Source organism: Aeribacillus sp. FSL K6-8210 (assembly GCF_037963925.1).
Taxonomy (GTDB): domain Bacteria; phylum Bacillota; class Bacilli; order Bacillales; family Aeribacillaceae; genus Aeribacillus; species Aeribacillus composti.
The window spans coordinates 3,169,009-3,186,640 of the sequence record NZ_CP150172.1; the positions used below are offsets into that span (position 1 = coordinate 3,169,009).

Genomic DNA, 17,632 nt, shown 5'->3' on the forward strand with positions numbered 1-17,632 from the left:
AAGATGCTTTTTGATTAGCTTAATATTTGAAAATGAGTTAAAAAATTTTGACAAAATGACAAACCTTAGGGAAATTCTTTCACTCTTTGGGAATGTTAATGTATAATAAAACTAGTAATTTTTGATTACGTTGTACATATGAAGGAGGGATCTTTTTCATGAAAACTGCTTTAGTTTTAGGTGTCTGCATCACATTTTTAATTGCTATTTTCACTGCAGGATACAACGATAAACCTGGTGTCAACAAAAAATAATTTTGTGCATATTGATGATTTGTTCACAAGTAGTCCTCCCGATAATTTTGTGAAGCGATAAAGCAGGTAGGGAATTGCGGCTTGTTTTAGTTCCATGAAAATAACTCCAAAAACATAAAAGGGGTGCTAATTATGGCGGTAGAAAGAGTATTTATCAGCCCTGCAAAATATGTTCAAGGTAAAAATGTCATTACAAAAATCGCGAATTATCTTGAAGGAATTGGAAACAAGACAGTCGTGATAGCTGATGAAATAGTTTGGAAAATTGCTGGGCATACAATTGTAAACGAATTAAAAAAAGGAAATATTGCAGCCGAAGAAGTAGTTTTTAGCGGAGAAGCTTCGAGAAACGAGGTAGAAAGAATCGCGAATATTGCAAGAAAAGCAGAAGCTACTATTGTAATCGGCGTTGGTGGAGGAAAAACGTTAGATACCGCAAAAGCGGTAGCGGATGAATTAGATGCTTATATAGTGATTGTGCCGACAGCTGCTTCAACTGATGCTCCAACTAGTGCTCTTTCTGTTATATATTCTGATGACGGCGTATTTGAAAGCTACCGTTTTTATAAAAAGAATCCAGATCTTGTACTTGTCGATACGAAAATTATCGCTAATGCTCCGCCACGTTTACTTGCCTCTGGAATCGCTGATGCACTTGCAACTTGGGTGGAAGCACGCAGTGTTATAAAATCCGGAGGAAAAACGATGGCGGGCGGTATCCCTACAATTGCAGCTGAAGCAATTGCAGAAAAATGTGAACAAACTTTATTCAAGTACGGGAAGCTTGCCTATGAATCAGTAAAAGCAAAAGTGGTCACCCCTGCGTTAGAAGCGGTCGTCGAAGCAAACACGCTCCTTAGCGGACTAGGTTTTGAAAGCGGCGGTTTGGCAGCGGCTCATGCTATTCATAACGGATTTACCGCGTTAGAAGGCGAAATACATCATTTGACACACGGAGAGAAAGTGGCATTTGGTACTCTTGTCCAGCTCGCTCTCGAAGAACATTCACAACAAGAAATTGAACGCTATATTGAGCTTTATTTGAGCCTTGATTTGCCAGTCACGTTGGAGGACATTAAATTAAAAGATGCTTCACGCGAAGATATACTAAAAGTCGCTAAAGCAGCAACCGCAGAAGGGGAAACAATCCATAATGCATTCAATGTGACAGCTGATGATGTAGCAGATGCGATTTTTGCTGCTGATCAATATGCGAAAGCATATAAAGAAAAACACCGCAAATAACGTTTTGAATTGGCATTTCTTCATGGGATACCTTGTTGACTGCAAAAAAGGCCAGGCGCTTTGACAGCTCTGGCCTTTGTATTTGCTTTTTTAACCTTATGGTAGTCCGCTCCTTCTCATACTTCCTTTATATTTGAACAGAATAACCGCCAAAAATAATGTATATTTACAATCCGAAAGAAGCCCAAAACTAAAAGTGTTTAAGATAATCCATGAAAGCTTTGCTGTCTTAGCGCCTCATACACTAAAATAGCGGCAGTGTTCGACAAATTTAATGCCCGAACGTTTTCCGTCATTGGAATGCGCAAACACCGATCTTCATTTTCTGCAAGCAATTCTTTTGGAAGTCCTGTTGTTTCACGTCCAAAAATGAAGAAAATCTCTTTGGAAGGATCACTAAAATCATAGCTCGTATAATATCGTTTTCCAAATTTAGTTATATAGTAGAAATCCCCGTTCTGGTTTTGCTGAAAAAAATGGTCAAGAGAATCATAATAATGAATGTTTACAAATTCCCAATAATCAAGCCCTGCGCGTCGAAGCATTTTATCATCCGTTGAAAAACCTAAAGGACGAATTAAATGAAGGGCTGTATTAGTCGCCGCACAAGTTCTAGCAATATTTCCAGTATTTGCAGGGATTTCTGGTTGATATAAAACAACGTGTAATGCCACAATGATTCACCTCGAAAACTATTATAACATTTTTAAGAATCCTCATTATCATCAATGATATGAAAAAATTTATATTGAATGTTTTCTGTATAGGCAGTTGAGTCTTCGTACGACCAATATCTCATTCGGCTGTTGGATGTTTGGGCATTGACAAGCGGCATATCGCTTTTATCTTTTGCAACAACAAATGTTGAATGGTCAAATCTGCCGTCGCCTTGAAAATCATAACAAATCACATCCCCGGGCTTAAGCAGCTCAGGAGACGAAACTTCTTTCGCTCTAAGTCCTGTTTTCGATGTGGACAAATACAGCATCAGCGCATGAGCTACAGACCAGCTGTAGCTCCAATTATTATTCGCAAGCCACCATCCTGATGACCGGTTCGGGTAGCCTCTCATCGGCGCATCACCGGCACGTAAACATTGGGAAACATAATTTGTACAATTTACGTCAAAATAAGGATAATTCGGATTTCTGCTGTTCCACCACCGTTCCGCATATTGGACGCTTTTCAACCGATCATATTGAAAAGAAACCCGTTCATCTTTTTCTTGCCATTTTTCGTTTGTCCAATCATCCTCTTCATCTTTATGAAAACAGTCTTTTAGTTTAACTTCATCAGATATTAAATGACCTTTATTGGAAAACTTCGCTACCCGCTCTTCCCCAATTTCTTCTATATATAAAAAATCACCCTGCTTATAAAGAAGCCTGTAATCACATAAATAATCTACAACGGTTGCCTCATCTTCGATCTGTTTCGGCCATTTTATGAGACAAGTCGCTTTCACTATTTCCGCTTTTCGTTTTGCTGCCAGCTCTTTTTTCTTTTCACACCATTCAAGCTCTGAAGATTGCTGCCGATTGTGATTGACAGATTTGTTCACTAAAAATTGCAGCTTTTCATTTATTTTTCGATAAACAGCCTGTACGTCCACATTTGTCACCACCATTTTCGTTTCTTCTATATACGTATGATGGTGACAATTAAAATCATGCTTTCAACATTTCAATTCCTTTGACAATTTCATTCTTTACTTCTTCATCTTGTTCTTTTTCCAGAGCTTTTTCCAATTCAAAAAGCACTGATTGATCTCCTATCCTTCCAATCGCCCATGCGGCGGTTCCCCGAATAATCGGTCTTGAATCTTCGTGCATCAGTTTAATTAAGTCAGGCAAAGCCGTTCTATCTTTATAATGGGCTAAAGCGATGATCGCATTTCGCTGAATCGGTTTTTTTCCTCTCCATGAACCAGCTATATGGCCGAATTTTTCTTTAAACTCGCGGTTTGAAATATGAAGAAGCGGCTTTAATTTTGGCTTTGCAATTTCAGGATCCGGTTCCATTTCAGAATGGATATGGAAATCCTTTCCTTTATTTTCCGGACAAACAAGCTGACAAGTGTCACAGCCGTAAAGCCTGTTTCCGATTTTCCCACGATATTCATCAGGCAGAAACCCTTTTGTTTGCGTTAAAAAAGCAATACATTTCTTTGAATCGAGCTGCCCGCCTTGTACGAGCGCACCAGTCGGACATGAATCGACACATATGTTGCAGGATCCGCATCGGTCTTCAATGGGGCTGTCGGGAGGAAAAGGAATATTTGTAATCATTTCGCCCAAATATACATAAGAGCCGAATTCCGGTGTAATAATCATGCAGTTTTTTCCGCTCCATCCGATACCGGCTCGCTCTGCTACGGCCCGATCCGACAGCTCCCCCGTATCGACCATCGATTTAACCTGTGCTCCGTCCACTTTTTCTAAAATAAAGCTTTCCAGCTTTTTCAACCGATCTTTTAGAATCACGTGATAGTCTGTCCCCCATGAAGCCCTGCAAAATAAACCGCGCCGCTCTTTTTTTGTACTTCTGGGAGCATTTTTCATTTTTGAAGGATATGCCAACGCTATAGAGATAATCGATTTTGCTTTTGGAAGGAGCAGCTCAGGATTTGTCCGCTTTTCGATATCAGGCTCCTCGAATCCTGACTGATATCCTAACTGCTGCTGTACAATTAGCCGCTCCTTCAATGTTTCAAAAACATCAGCACTCGCAAAACCGATTTTATCGATTCCAATTTGCTTGCTGTATTCAATAATTTCTTGTTTGAGAACTGCGAAATCCACACCGCTCCACCCCCTTTATTTTTATTTCAAAAAATATATAAACTATGTTAAGATAAAATGGCTGAAAATAGGAGGGAAATCAATGGAATTTTTTATTGCTGAAGAGGTCAAACAACGAATTCCTCACTTTAAAATAGGCTTAATTGAGTATGATCATATTCAAGTATCCGAATCCCCCCAAATGTTAAAAGGGAGACTTCGTTTCTTTCAAGAATCTATTTTTTTCGATCTAGAAAATAAAAATGCAGCTGAATTAGACGGCATTCGAGAATGGCGGGAAGTCTTTAAGCGTGTTGGCACTGATCCTAATCGATACCGCCCATCCAATGAGGCTCTTTTTCGCCGCGTTCAAAAACAGCAATACTTACAGTCTATCCATTCAGCCGTTGACTTAAATAATTTTTTCTCCTTGAAATATGAAATTCCGTTAGGCATCTACGACCGAAACAAAATAAAAGGACCTATTACGTTAAAAATCGGTAAAAATGGCGATTCATATGATGCCATCAACGGCCGCCAAGTGAATTTGGAAAATAAACTAGTAACCTGTGATGCAAACGGACCTTTCGGAAGCCCCTATGTTGATTCTAAGCGAACAGCAGTACAGCTTTCGACAACAAGCGCTTTACATATCGTTTATTTAAAGCCATCGATGCGGACAGAAGAAGCAAAAAAATTACTTGAAGCGATGGCAAACATGTTTGTTCAAATTCACAGTGGAGATGCTCGCCAACAAATTTTCGCTTAAGCCTCTCCCTTTTCTTTCTTTTAATGGCATGGCAGCCATATACAAAATTTCTATAATGAAAAAACGCAATGCTTCGTTTGCTTATAAAAACGAAACACTGCGTTGATGAATGATATGTATGGAGCGGGTGATGGGAATCGAACCCACGACATCAGCTTGGAAGGCTGAGGTTTTACCACTAAACTACACCCGCATACATTATTTCTTTTCTATCAAGACGAAAAACACGCACTTGCCATGCCTCTTCCTCTTCCAGCTTATTCGAGGAAGTAGATGCGTCGAGGCAACTCGATGCTTATTCATTGAAGCATCGCTCGTGGCTGAGGTTTTACCACTAAACTACACCCGCATACATTATTTCTTTTCTATCAAGACGAAAAACACGCATTTGTCATGCCTCTTCCTCTTCCAGCTTATTCGAAGAAGGAGATGCGTCGAGGCAACTCGATGCTTATTCATCGAAGCATCGCTCGTGGCTGAGGTTTTACCACTAAACTACACCCGCATACATTATTTCTTTTCTATCAAGACGAAAAACACGCACTTGCCATGCCTCTTCCTCTTCCAGCTTATTCGAAGAAGGAGATGCGTCGAGGCAACTCGATGCTTATTCATTGAAGCATCGCTCGTGGCTGAGGTTTTACCACTAAACTACACCCGCATACATTATTTCTTTTCTATCAAGACGAAAAACACGCACTTGCCATGCCTCTTCCTCTTCCAGCTTATTCGAAGAAGGAGATGCGTCGAGGCAACTCGATGCTTATTCATCGAAGCATCGCTCGTGGTAGCCGTAATGCAATGACGGGTTTTATTATAGCAAAGCGAAAATGACGGTGCAACGGAAAAATGTAAAAAAAACGACATTTTTTTATGTTTTTGTCGAAATTGTGAACAAAATAGATACCAAGCTGTCCATTTAACACCCTATACCACTGAAAAAAGCATTAAATCAACAAGTTTTTCTTATTTCGTTCATATATTTACAAAGCTGGTGGTAAATGTCCGGCGTTTAAATGTAAACTCCGAAAACATGGCAAGCTTAGATAACAGTTAGATTGACCCCCTCAGTCATTCCTTCGCAAACTAAATTTATCAACCAACATAAAATACTAAGAGCTGAGAAGATTCCTATAAAATCAGAGTAAAGTTAAGACCAAATGATAACTATACCTCAAAAGCTACACCATTTTGATTCATTGAAAAAATGTGATGAACGCACTTATCCCATATCTTTTAACTTTCTATAGCACTTTCGTGACTACAGCTCCCATACCTTGCCCATTTCAGAGCTGTCAAGAATTTTTTCAAAGATAAATATACATTTATCCGGTGGATCAAAAATCTGCCTTTTTTATATTACTATAAACAACTTGCTCTTCTAAAAATTCAGCTGATGAATCGTTAAAAGAATCGAGTAGGAGGGAGCGATTAACTCCCGTCCTCTCACACCACCGTACGTACGGTTCCGTATACGGCGGTTCAATTAAGATAATTGACGCAAGTCTTTATAACTTCCGTGAATAGCTGTTCTCTTTATGCCAGTGGTCACTCCACCCTCCAAGAGATCTCCCACGGGATTCACCGCTTCCTCCCTCAAGTGAGGTACTACGTTTTCTGTGTTCATCATGACTCACTGAATGCCAAGGGCTATTCTCTCTTAATTGTTCGGTCCTTCTTAGTTGTTCTAGACCAACTAATACTATGACCTCTGCTGACTTCTGACTGTTCAGCTATCTATCACTAGATAGGTTACCAAGGTTACTTGGCGTGCCAGCCAGACCTCCCCGGGTAAGAGTGTAATCTTTCCTTCCATCCATCTGCTTCATTTACTCTGTATCACCTTCGGCAGAAAGGGCTTTGTTTTGTCTTGCAAACTCACCCAGTGATACCTAGCCTCATATGAAGTTCGTGTTCCGAGAGACCCAAAGTTTGCCGCTCGCTTCCTTCAGATTCCGCGTCACCACGGACACCCTTGCGTTAAGCTAACTGCTACTTCTGCCTTCGCAGCTCGGGACTTTCACCCTATAGATTACACCCATGCCGGGCGCACAAGTAAAAAATCGACGTTCAAAAACGCCGATTTTCACCTTATTTTTTCAACATTTCAAACACTTGCTCGACATCCTTATCTCCTCTGCCAGAGAGATTAACGATCACAATATCCTCCTTGCTTAGCTGCGGGGCAAGTTTCATCGCATATGCTACAGCATGTGAACTTTCAAGGGCAGGGATGATTCCTTCCAACTTAGATAATTGCTGAAAAGCTTCCAAAGCCTCTTTTCCAGACACCGTAACATATTCTGCCCTTCCGGTTTCCTTCAAATAGCTGTGCTCTGGACCAATTCCAGGATAATCAAGCCCTGCTGCAATAGAGTAAGTCGGCATTGGATCATTATTTTCGTCAAGCAAAGTTAAGCATTTAAATCCGTGAATAACAGCTGGAACACCTTTCGTAAGCGTTGGTGCCTCTTCCGGCTCCACTCCTATTAATCTTACGTTTGGTTCGTCCAGATAATGCGCAAAAGCTCCGATTGCATTGCTTCCTCCTCCTGCACAAGCAATCACTGCTGTTGGAAGCTTCCCTTCTTTTTCAAGAATCTGCTTTTTCGACTCTTCACTAATAACCGATTGAAAATGCTTGACAATTGTTGGATACGGATGCGGGCCGACAGCAGATCCAAGCAAGTAAAACGTGTTTTGGTAATTTTCCACATAATCAGCTAAAGCTGCATCCACCGCATCCTTCAAACGTCCTTGTCCTTTTTCAACCGGTACTACCTTTGCACCAAGCAGCTCCATCCGAAACACATTTAATGCCTGCCGCTCTGTATCGAGCTTGCCCATATAGATGGTGCATTCCATTCCAAACATCGCACACGCGGTTGCTGTTGCAACACCGTGCTGTCCAGCACCTGTTTCTGCAATGATTCTAGTAGCCCCCATCCGTTTGGCAAGCAAGATCTGTCCAATTGCATTATTGATTTTATGTGCTCCGGTATGATTTAAATCTTCACGTTTTAAATAAACTTTCGCGCCCCCGAGCGCTTCTGTGAAATTTTTCGCATATGTCAGCGGATTTTCTCTACCAACATATTCTCTTAAATAATATGCCAATTCTTCATTAAACGTTGAATCGTTTTTAAATTTTTCGAAATTCTCTTCCAGTATGTCCAATGCTCTTTGCAAATCCTTTGGAACAAAGCTTCCTCCAAATTGGCCAAAATAACCCTTCTCAACTGTTTGCTGACTCATCTTACTCATCTCCTCTAAGCTTTTATTCAATTATAGCAAAACATGTTCAAATCAAACACTTATTTTTAGAATTTCTGCCGCTTATTATTTTGCATAGTTTAGCTCCCAAACTACACCGAATTTATCGATTACCACACCATATTTTGAATTCCAAAAAGTATCTTGCAATTCCATTTTGACCTGTCCGTCTTTCGCTAATGTTGTAAAAATTGAATTTATTTCATCTTCTGACTCCAAATCCAATGTCAGCCATATATTGTTCCCCTTCGTCACCGGTGAGAAAACATCGGCAAAATAAAGTACACATGATTCGTTAATATGCAGCTCGGCATGAATATATTTTCCTTCGTGGCCTTTAAACATTTCTTTTCCATCGGATGTCTCTACATTTTTGAGTTCTCCTCCAAATACTTGCTGATAATATTGCAACGCTTCCTTACAGTTATGCAAATAAATATGAGGGATTATTTTTTTCATCTTTTTTACCCGCCTTTGCCAGATTGTAGGGATAAACATTCTTCTCGTCCATTTTATCATAAGGGAATGACACCTTGTTTTATATAAAAATAAACGGGTTAAATGATTCAAAGCTTTTTCTTTTGTCCAAACTAAAATCTTTATGAAATAGAGCATTACTAGAAACAATTGAAATATTCTAAAATATAAAATGAAGTTAAAAAGCGCAGCGTGATGCAGGTTACCTGCTCCGAAAATAGTTTTCAAATTGGTAAACAAGAAACATCTTGTTATATTGTGTAATCTTTCTTAACGAGATACTTAGCAAAAAATTCAAATTATGTAAAAATCAATTTGGAGGACACATTCATGAAGAAGAATGACTACTTTCATTCGAAAAATTACACCGGGAATCATTTACATGTAGACAACTTTAAAGATGAATTTTCCCCTTTTATCGAAGGAATTGCCTGGGAAAGAACTGATGGCACAATGGATTTATTTTTTGACGATTTAAAAGAGGAAGAATTTCAACAATTATTTGCAAATAAAGAGCATTATTATGATAAATTTAAAGGTGTATTTATAGAAAATGTTCAAACAAATGAGGAAGCGTATGAAAAATTTCGTCAATGGGTGGATGAAGTACTGGAACCGTTTAGAAATGGCCAAAAATAAGCGAATGTTCCATTGAAATGCATTTTGCAAAATTCCCCCATATTTTTACTACAAATGAAAGAAGGGATCCTATCACATGAAAAAAGACAGTTGGAATGCAGCTTTGTATGATGCAAAACATTCATTTGTTTCCAAATTTGGAGAGCATTTGCTTGATCTGTTGGAGCCAAAAAAAGGTGAACGTATTCTTGACCTCGGCTGCGGTACGGGAGATTTAGCCTGGAAGCTTTACGAATTAGGAGTTGACGTCGTCGGAATTGATAAATCAGAAAATATGATTAATCAGGCTAAAGCAAAATACCCCGGTTTAACCTTTGAGGTGAAGGATGTTCTAAATCTTGGATACCGCAACGAGTTTGATGCTGTTTTCTCCAATGCAGTTCTTCACTGGATCAAGCCGCCAAAACAGGCCTTAATCAATATATACCAGGCCTTAAAGGAGAACGGCCGTTTTGTAGCGGAATTCGGCGGCAAAGGCAATGTCAAAACGATTACCGATGCCATCCGAAATGAATTGAATAAATTGGGCATGGAGGAATTAGCAGACCAATTTCCTTGGTATTTCCCAAGCATTGGTGAATATTCATCGTTGATGGAAGAAGTGGGGTTCCGTGTCGTGTTCGCCCAGCATTTTGACCGTCCAACGCCATTACATGGGGAGAATGGGGTAAAAAATTGGATAGAAATGTTCGCTGGCAGTCTGTTTAACAGTTTGACAAACGAAACAAAAAATCTTATCTTCACAAACGTGGAAAACAACTTGAAAAACGTCATATATAAAAATGGCATCTGGTTTGCCGATTATAAGCGAATTCGCGTCATCGGGATTAAAGAATAGCACGTAAAGAGGCGTCTCATATCTTCGCGAATTGTTGAATCTAAAAGAAAGTGAACAATATGTAACTTTCTCAAAAAAATTTTGGAAAAAGCTAAATCTCCAAGAGCTTAAAGTTGCTTCTTATTTTCTCTTGATTTATGCTCAAATTGAAGGCTATTAGAATAACAGCTAAGAGCCTCCATATATTGACAGAATATAAAAATGATGATAGCATAAAGCGAACTATTTCAATAAGATTTATATGTTTTTTTAGAATCGTAGAAAGGAGCATAGTAGTAAATGAGCAAAGTTGTAATTATCAATGGAAGTCCGTTTCCATCATCAAGATTAAATGGATTAATCCAATATGCTGAACAGCAATTGCAGCAAAAAGGAATTGAGATTGATTACATTCAAGTAGTACAGCTGCCTGCGGAAGATTTAATCAAAGCAAAATTCGACAGCGAGGCGATTCTGAACGCCAACCAAAAAGTAGAACAAGCTGACGGAATTATCATCGCAAGCCCAGTGTATAAAGCAGCTTATACAGGCGTATTGAAAACATACCTTGACCTACTTCCGCAAAAAGGGCTTTTGGGTAAAACAATACTTCCGTTGTTTATTGGTGGCACATTGGCTCACCTTCTATCTATAGATTATGCGCTAAAACCAGTGTTATCCACAATGGGAAGCAGATATATTCTAGGAGGCGTTTATGCCGTTGATGCCTGGGTAACCAGAGAAGAAAATGAACAATACAGCTTGTCTGAAGAGCTGGTGCAAAGATTGGACGCAGCAGTAGAGGAATTTGCGAATGCTTTAAATGGACAAAAAGCATGATCAGCTCCTAATCAAAACTCAAAGGTTTTTTTGTTCGTACTTGATTTCGCAAAATTGCCGCTAGTAAATTAAAAGCAGACTGCCCGTACGGTGCAATCTGCTTTTTTCATTATTATTGTTAATAAAAAATGAAAGCATTTTGAGTAAAATATTGAATTTTTCTTTATACAAGATGAAGATTAACGCCACTATTTTCCCATTTTTTGATTTCAATCTCACTTAATTCAGAGCCTATAATAACTGCATCAATTTGATTTGGACTGGCAACAGTATGCAAAGCAATCCTTCCTACTTTCGTATGATCCGTTACAACATAGACGCTCTTCGCAGCTTTTATCATAGAACGCTTCGTTGCAGCAATCTGTTCATCAAAATGAGTAAGGCCAAATTTGTGATGAAGGGCTGGCGTTCCGATGAATGCTTTGTCCACATGGAGATTACCTAACACTTCATCAGCAATGAGTCCATTTAACATATAGCTTTCCGGATATAGCGTGCCACCTGTTACAATAACTTTAATCCCATTTGAAAAACGCAACTTTGCCGCAACATTTATATCGTTTGTAATCACTGTTATGTTTTTTCTATCTAATATCGCTTCAGCAATATGAACGGTCGTTGTTCCTGAGTCTAGTATAATATTTTCGCCATCTTGTATAAACTGTGCAGCACGCATGCCAATTCTTCGTTTTTCCTCGAACTGAACGGTTTCCCGATCCTGAAAAGACGGCTCCGATTTTACTTTATCTTCCTCAATGACAACGCCGCCATGGGTTCTTCTCAATTTCCCCTCTGATTCTAATAGCGACAAATCTCTTCGAATCGTTGCCTCATGAACATTAAAATATACAGCCAATTCAGCCACAGTAGCAATTTTCTTTTCCTTTACGTATTCTACTATTTTTTTTTGCCTTTCAAGAGCTAACATAGTCGAACTTCCTAACAATTTAAATTTTTCTATTCTTATATTATTCTCTTTTCATTAGGAATTCAATCGACTATGTTTTTTCAGCTCTTGTTATTTCGTTTCTTCAGGCAATGTAATAAATTTGGTTAATAGAGCGCTTACAAAATAAAGTATTGCCAGCACCCAAATAACTCCTGCATTTCCTATTGAACCAATTAACAGGCCAACGATAGCAGGACCAACAAAAACAGGCAAGCCAGCGCCTAAATTTAGAACAGACATTGCAGCTCCTTTGTCCTCTTTCACCAACGAAGGTACTAAAGCAGACAACGGAACATATCCCGCTAACAATCCGCCCCATAAAATGGCTACTAAGCCAACAATCCAAATATTACCATTAAACCACTCTGGAAAATAATATATAGCTAAAGTAGTAACTCCGCAGCCAATACCGCCAAAATACATGATGGTATTGCGCCAGCCAATTTTATCCCCTATATATCCAAAAAATAGATTAAATAAAATATTGCTTGTAAAAATTGTCCCCCAAATAGCCAACCATGTAGATGTTGGAATTCCGTGTCCAGCAAGATAAGTAGGCAAAAAAACAGGAAATGCAAACTGCGCAGTAGTATTAATGACACGAACAATGCCGCCTAATAATACTTTCGGCTCTTCCTTGACAATTGTGACACCTTTTATTAGCTCATATAATTTTTCTTTTGCAGAACTTCCTTGTTTTGGTTCTAATTTGTCTTTATTAATTATTAATGCGATTATCGCCCCTAATACGACCCAAAAGATTGATGACCACAACGTAGTATAGTGCCCAAATAATTTGATTGCAACTACGGAATAATAAGCCCCTAAAACATTTAAACCTCCTGTAAATACAAACCAAAACCAGCCGACTGCTGTTCCGAGACGCTCCTGATCGGCACGGTAAGCAATCCATACTAGGAAAGAGTATGCAAACAGCGGGTATCCCAAGCCCCTTAATGCATAAAACGGAACCATCCACCAAATATTAAAATTCGGCAGCCCAAAACTTAAAAATCCAATTGTTCCCAGTATATAAAATAACACCCCTAGCCACATCGTTCTTTTTGTACCAAGCGCTTCAACTAATACTCCGGACAGCCACGAAGAAACAGCGACTGTCACCCCATAAGCCGAAAACAATAGGCTAGTTTGCTGAACTGTAAATCCTTGATCAATTAACCAAGGACTTAGCCAGCCAATTTCCAGTCCATCTCCCATCATGAAAATTAAAATCCCTAAATAACCCCATGCAATCGAAGAAGGTATACCTAATTTTTCAGTCCATTTCACTCCAGTTACTTGTGTCATTATTTTACACCCCTTTTATTTAGTTCCATGAAAAAGATAAATATGTTTTTTTCCACCCTTTATGTTCAGCAGCTTCATCCATTGCCTTTTTTAAATCTTCTGCGTTTCGGATTGCTATGCTTTTTTCCGGTATCAACTTAGAGAGAGTTTTCTGATAATCTTCATTTAGAAATGCTTGCATCAAAGTTTTAAAATCTTCACTTGAACTTCTGGAACTTCCGTAAAGCTGCAACCCTTTTTCTAATACATCTCTTGTATTAATTGGTACACGCTGCTCTGTCACCCCCATTAAAATCAATTTGCCTTCAGGCTCCAATAAATCAATCGCTTGGTTGATAGCGCTTTCGCTAAACTTGCCACCTGTGCATTCAATTGCAACTGTCACCCCTTTAGCTTCTAAAAAAGGAAAATCGTTAACTAAGTGTACAGTGGCAAAATCAAACTGATTCAGTTTTTCTTCCACTGCTCCAAACACTAATAGCTGGCTTTTAGGAATATGAAAATAATGATATAGCATTGCGGCTGTTAAATATCCTACTGGTCCATCGCCGAACACAGCAATTTTCCCTTTATGAAAATCTTCTTCTTTCAAATGATTCAGTGCATGCAGTGAAACTGAGCATAACTCTGCTAATACAGCAATCTCATCTTTCAGCTTTTCTGGAATTGGTACAACATTTTCGCTTGGCAATACTAAAAACTCCTGACCAATGCCGTCATATCCGCTTCCTAAAAACACTCCAGTTTTACAATAGTTATCTGCGACATTTCTCCTGCAGGATTCACAACAATCTTCTTTTTTCTTTTGCTCTAGTCTGTAACCAGGGATGCTTGGCACAATTGCAACCTTTTGTCCAACTTGTATAAACTCATCTTTTGAAATGACTACTTCTCCAATCCCTTCATGAAATAATGCCATCGGAAGCTTTTGGTTAAGAGCTTCTTTTCTTCTTTTGCCGGTATAGTATCTTAAGTCTGCATGACAAATACTGGCTAAAATAGGCTGGACGACAACTTCACCTTCCTTTACTTTATGTTCAATAACTGTTTCTTTAAATTTTCCAGGCTCTATTAACCTATAAGCCTTTGAATAAATCACATCTGTCATCCTTAATCCTCCATGTTCATTTATGTTCTTTCTTGCTTATTTTTGATTGTTTATAATGAATATAATCCGATACTGTTTAAATTGTCAATATAAATGAACAAAAATATGTTTATTTTTGCTCGATTATATTAATTTTATGCTTGTAAATTTTATTTTATTAGTTTAATATAATCAGTACAATGAAAGCATTTTCATGGAGTGGTTGGTATGGAAAAATATACTATTGGAATTGATTTCGGTACTGAATCTGGGAGAGTTTTAATAGTAAACATTGACGATGGATCTATTAAAGGACAATGTGTCATTCCATATGCGCATGGAGTGATTACAGAGATGCTTCCGACGAACGATGGGACGAGATTACCCAGAGATTATGCTCTTCAGCATCCGGGCGACTATTTAGAAGTCATTATGAAAGGAATTCCTCATGCTATAAAAGATGCAAATATCAGCTCTTCACAAATTATTGGTATTGGCATTGATTTCACCTCATCTACTATGGTCGCAGTAGATGAAAAAGGAAAACCATTATGTTTTCACAAGGAATTTCAAAACAATCCCCATGCGTGGGTAAAATTATGGAAGCATCATGGGCCGAAAAAAGAAACAGAAGAAATGTTCAAATTAGCTTCTTCACATAAAGAAAGCTGGCTAAAAAATTACGGCTACAACATTTCAACAGAATGGTTTATCCCAAAATGCTATGAAGTTTTTTGCAAAGATCGTGAAGTGTATGAAAAAGCTAGCTTATTTTTGGAAGCAGGAGATTGGATTGTTTCACAGTTAACAGGGAAAGTTGTCAGAAGCAATTGCTCGTTAGGCTTCAAAGCTTTTTGGAATGAAAACAGCGGTTTTCCCGTGCAATTTTTCGAAAAGCTCCATCCTGAATTTAAAAACATTGTTTCTTCAAAGTTAAAAGGTAAAATTGGATATATTGGTGAAAAAGCTGGGGTCCTCACTGATGAAATGTCAAGTCTTTTAGGATTGCCGAAAAATCTGCCTGTCGCCGTTGCCATTATCGATGCTCATTCCGCAGTATTAGGAGTCGGTTCATCCAAACCGCATCAATTGACAATGGTAATGGGGACGTCCACTTGCCATATTATGCTGAGCAAAAAAGAAATTCATATACCGGGTATTTCGGGAGTAGTAAAAAATTCTATTATCCCAAGATTATATGCATACGAAGCCGGACAATCCGCTGTAGGCGATTTATTTGGCTGGTTTGCAAAACAAGTTCCGGAATCATTGATGAAAGAAGCGAAAGAACAAGGAATTTCAGTATTTGATTTACTGGAAAAAAAGGCATCTCACCTAGAGCCTGGTCAATCTGGTCTCATTGCATTAGATTGGCATAATGGAAACCGATCTATACTTTCAGATGCAGATCTTTCAGGAATGATTGTAGGACTGACCCTAGCTTCCAAACCTGAGGATATCTATAGAGCATATATGGAAGCTACAGCATTTGGCGCAAAAATGATTATTTCAAATTATGAACAAGCAGGATTAAAAATTAATGAAATATTTGCTTGCGGTGGTTTGCCCCAAAAAAATGATTTACTCATGCAAATATATGCAGACGTTTTAAATAAAGAGATTATTGTTTCAGCCAGCGATTATACCCCTGCAGTTGGCGCTGCCATTCTTGGCTCTGTTGCAGCTGGCAAGGAAAATGGAGGATATGATAGCGTAGAAGAGGCTGTTGAAAAGATGAAACAGCCAATTTTGAAAACTTACAAACCAATTCTCAGCCATGTAGAAAAATATAAAAAATTATTTCAAATATATCAGCAATTACACAATTATTTCGGAATTACGAAAAAAAGTTGGATGAAGGATTTAAAATCTCTTTAATCCGAACATGTCGCCCCAAAAAATATCTGCATGGAAGCATATCGTCAGTGCCGAAAGCAATATGATCATTCATGCTTGAGCAAAAACTGAACACTATATTTTTAGCAGGTTTCCCATTGGAACAACCTGCTTTTTCTTTTCACGCAACAATTCTGCCAATATTTTGTTCAAGTCTGCCAAAAATTCGGCAAAAATCTATTTTGTATTTTTCTAATATTCCGCAAATTAAGCGCTTTCAATTTTGGTACGGTTCTTGCATGATATAAAGTCGAAAAAAATGAAAGGGGTTGATTTGAGTGAAAGCAGCAGTAGTTAACGAATTTAAAAAAGCACTTGAAATTAAAGAGGTGGAAAGACCCAAACTAGAGGAAGGTGAAGTTTTAGTTAAGATCGAAGCATGCGGTGTGTGCCATACGGATTTACATGCAGCCCATGGTGACTGGCCGGTTAAACCGAAATTGCCGTTAATTCCGGGGCATGAAGGAGTCGGAATTGTTGTAGAAGTCGCAAAGGGAGTTAAATCAATAAAAGTGGGAGATCGCGTCGGCATCCCATGGTTATATTCTGCATGTGGTGAATGTGAATATTGTTTAACTGGTCAAGAAACACTTTGCCCGCATCAATTGAATGGCGGATATTCCGTTGATGGCGGATATGCGGAATACTGTAAAGCTCCCGCAGATTATGTGGCGAAAATTCCTGATAACTTAGATCCAGTTGAAGTAGCTCCAATTTTATGTGCAGGCGTAACGACATATAAAGCGTTGAAAGTATCAGGTGCTCGGCCAGGTGAATGGGTGGCCATTTACGGTATTGGAGGACTTGGTCATATTGCATTACAATACGCCAAAGCGATGGGACTTAATGTGGTAGCTGTTGATATCAGTGATGAAAAATCAAAATTAGCCAAAGATTTAGGTGCAGATATTGCAATCAACGGTTTAAAAGAAGATCCTGTCAAAGCGATACATGATCAAGTAGGCGGTGTTCATGCTGCTATTAGTGTAGCGGTGAATAAAAAAGCATTTGAACAGGCCTATCAGTCAGTGAAACGGGGAGGCACATTAGTTGTTGTCGGTCTGCCAAATGCTGATCTGCCTATTCCGATCTTCGATACAGTATTAAACGGCGTTTCCGTTAAAGGTTCCATCGTCGGTACAAGAAAGGACATGCAGGAAGCATTAGATTTTGCTGCTCGCGGAAAAGTCCGTCCAATTGTTGAAACCGCTGAATTAGAAGAAATAAATGAAGTATTTGAAAGAATGGAAAAAGGAAAAATCAACGGTCGTATCGTACTAAAATTGAAGGAGGATTGA

The 17,632-nt window shown here is 38.7% G+C and carries 15 protein-coding genes and 1 tRNA gene; 7 read left to right on the forward strand and 9 right to left on the reverse strand.

Annotated features, from left to right (window positions below):
* Nucleotides 1–386: 386 nt before the first annotated feature.
* Nucleotides 387–1,499 (forward strand): glycerol dehydrogenase, encoded by a 1,113-nt coding sequence (locus NSQ41_RS15365; RefSeq protein WP_327863191.1) that lies wholly within the window; start codon nucleotides 387–389, stop codon nucleotides 1,497–1,499.
* Between the two features lie 200 nt (nucleotides 1,500–1,699).
* Here NSQ41_RS15365 and trmL read toward each other — a convergent pair whose 3' ends face one another.
* The 3 genes from trmL to queG are packed head-to-tail and all read right to left on the reverse strand — an operon-like array spanning nucleotide 1,700 to nucleotide 4,300.
* Nucleotides 1,700–2,173: a tRNA (uridine(34)/cytosine(34)/5-carboxymethylaminomethyluridine(34)-2'-O)-methyltransferase TrmL gene (gene trmL, locus NSQ41_RS15370; protein ID WP_094244585.1), complete on the reverse strand. Its 474-nt coding sequence runs from the start codon at nucleotides 2,171–2,173 to the stop codon at nucleotides 1,700–1,702.
* Nucleotides 2,174–2,205: 32 nt separating this feature from the next.
* On the reverse strand, nucleotides 2,206–3,126 hold the full coding sequence (locus tag NSQ41_RS15375) for an amidase domain-containing protein (protein WP_339197202.1): 921 nt from the start codon (nucleotides 3,124–3,126) through the stop codon (nucleotides 2,206–2,208).
* A gap of 40 nt (nucleotides 3,127–3,166) precedes the next feature.
* On the reverse strand, nucleotides 3,167–4,300 hold the full coding sequence (gene queG / locus NSQ41_RS15380; RefSeq protein WP_339197204.1) for a tRNA epoxyqueuosine(34) reductase QueG: 1,134 nt from the start codon (nucleotides 4,298–4,300) through the stop codon (nucleotides 3,167–3,169).
* A gap of 82 nt (nucleotides 4,301–4,382) precedes the next feature.
* On the opposite strand from queG, the gene NSQ41_RS15385 reads away from it, so the two are divergent.
* Nucleotides 4,383–5,048: a phenylalanine--tRNA ligase beta subunit-related protein gene (locus NSQ41_RS15385; RefSeq protein WP_339197207.1), complete on the forward strand. Its 666-nt coding sequence runs from the start codon at nucleotides 4,383–4,385 to the stop codon at nucleotides 5,046–5,048.
* A gap of 119 nt (nucleotides 5,049–5,167) precedes the next feature.
* On the opposite strand, the gene NSQ41_RS15390 is transcribed toward NSQ41_RS15385, so the two are convergent.
* The 3 genes from NSQ41_RS15390 to NSQ41_RS15400 form a co-directional block, all read right to left on the reverse strand.
* Nucleotides 5,168–5,241, reverse strand: a tRNA-Gly gene (locus tag NSQ41_RS15390).
* Nucleotides 5,242–7,139: 1,898 nt separating this feature from the next.
* Complete coding sequence (gene trpB, locus NSQ41_RS15395; RefSeq protein WP_063387240.1) at nucleotides 7,140–8,303, reverse strand: tryptophan synthase subunit beta; 1,164 nt, start codon at nucleotides 8,301–8,303, stop codon at nucleotides 7,140–7,142.
* A gap of 84 nt (nucleotides 8,304–8,387) precedes the next feature.
* On the reverse strand, nucleotides 8,388–8,780 hold the full coding sequence (locus NSQ41_RS15400) for a VOC family protein (RefSeq protein WP_063387239.1): 393 nt from the start codon (nucleotides 8,778–8,780) through the stop codon (nucleotides 8,388–8,390).
* A 348-nt stretch (nucleotides 8,781–9,128) separates the two neighbouring features.
* Between NSQ41_RS15400 and NSQ41_RS15405 the strand changes: the two genes are divergently transcribed.
* The 3 genes from NSQ41_RS15405 (at nucleotide 9,129) to ssuE (ending at nucleotide 11,094) form a co-directional block, all read left to right on the forward strand.
* Nucleotides 9,129–9,437: a hypothetical protein gene (locus NSQ41_RS15405; RefSeq protein WP_066250938.1), complete on the forward strand. Its 309-nt coding sequence runs from the start codon at nucleotides 9,129–9,131 to the stop codon at nucleotides 9,435–9,437.
* A gap of 76 nt (nucleotides 9,438–9,513) precedes the next feature.
* A complete protein-coding gene (locus NSQ41_RS15410) occupies nucleotides 9,514–10,275 on the forward strand; it encodes a methyltransferase domain-containing protein (protein ID WP_339210289.1) in 762 nt (253 codons plus the stop codon).
* A 279-nt stretch (nucleotides 10,276–10,554) separates the two neighbouring features.
* On the forward strand, nucleotides 10,555–11,094 hold the full coding sequence (gene ssuE / locus NSQ41_RS15415) for an NADPH-dependent FMN reductase (RefSeq protein WP_339197214.1): 540 nt from the start codon (nucleotides 10,555–10,557) through the stop codon (nucleotides 11,092–11,094).
* A gap of 163 nt (nucleotides 11,095–11,257) precedes the next feature.
* Here ssuE and NSQ41_RS15420 read toward each other — a convergent pair whose 3' ends face one another.
* The 3 genes from NSQ41_RS15420 to NSQ41_RS15430 all read right to left on the reverse strand — a co-directional run bounded on the left by NSQ41_RS15420 (nucleotide 11,258) and on the right by NSQ41_RS15430 (nucleotide 14,459).
* The gene (locus NSQ41_RS15420; RefSeq protein ID WP_063387235.1) at nucleotides 11,258–12,022 is read right to left on the reverse strand and encodes a DeoR/GlpR family DNA-binding transcription regulator; all 765 of its coding nucleotides are present in this window, start codon (nucleotides 12,020–12,022) and stop codon (nucleotides 11,258–11,260) included.
* A 90-nt stretch (nucleotides 12,023–12,112) separates the two neighbouring features.
* On the reverse strand, nucleotides 12,113–13,351 hold the full coding sequence (locus tag NSQ41_RS15425) for an MFS transporter (protein ID WP_339197217.1): 1,239 nt from the start codon (nucleotides 13,349–13,351) through the stop codon (nucleotides 12,113–12,115).
* 19 nt (nucleotides 13,352–13,370) lie between these two features.
* Nucleotides 13,371–14,459, reverse strand: a complete 1,089-nt coding sequence (locus NSQ41_RS15430) for an alcohol dehydrogenase catalytic domain-containing protein (RefSeq protein ID WP_339197220.1) — start codon at nucleotides 14,457–14,459, stop codon at nucleotides 13,371–13,373.
* A 207-nt stretch (nucleotides 14,460–14,666) separates the two neighbouring features.
* Between NSQ41_RS15430 and NSQ41_RS15435 the strand changes: the two genes are divergently transcribed.
* Nucleotides 14,667–16,316: a ribulokinase gene (locus tag NSQ41_RS15435; RefSeq protein ID WP_339197223.1), complete on the forward strand. Its 1,650-nt coding sequence runs from the start codon at nucleotides 14,667–14,669 to the stop codon at nucleotides 16,314–16,316.
* A 296-nt stretch (nucleotides 16,317–16,612) separates the two neighbouring features.
* Entirely contained in the window at nucleotides 16,613–17,632 is a 1,020-nt protein-coding gene (gene adhP / locus NSQ41_RS15440) for an alcohol dehydrogenase AdhP (protein WP_063387231.1), read from the forward strand.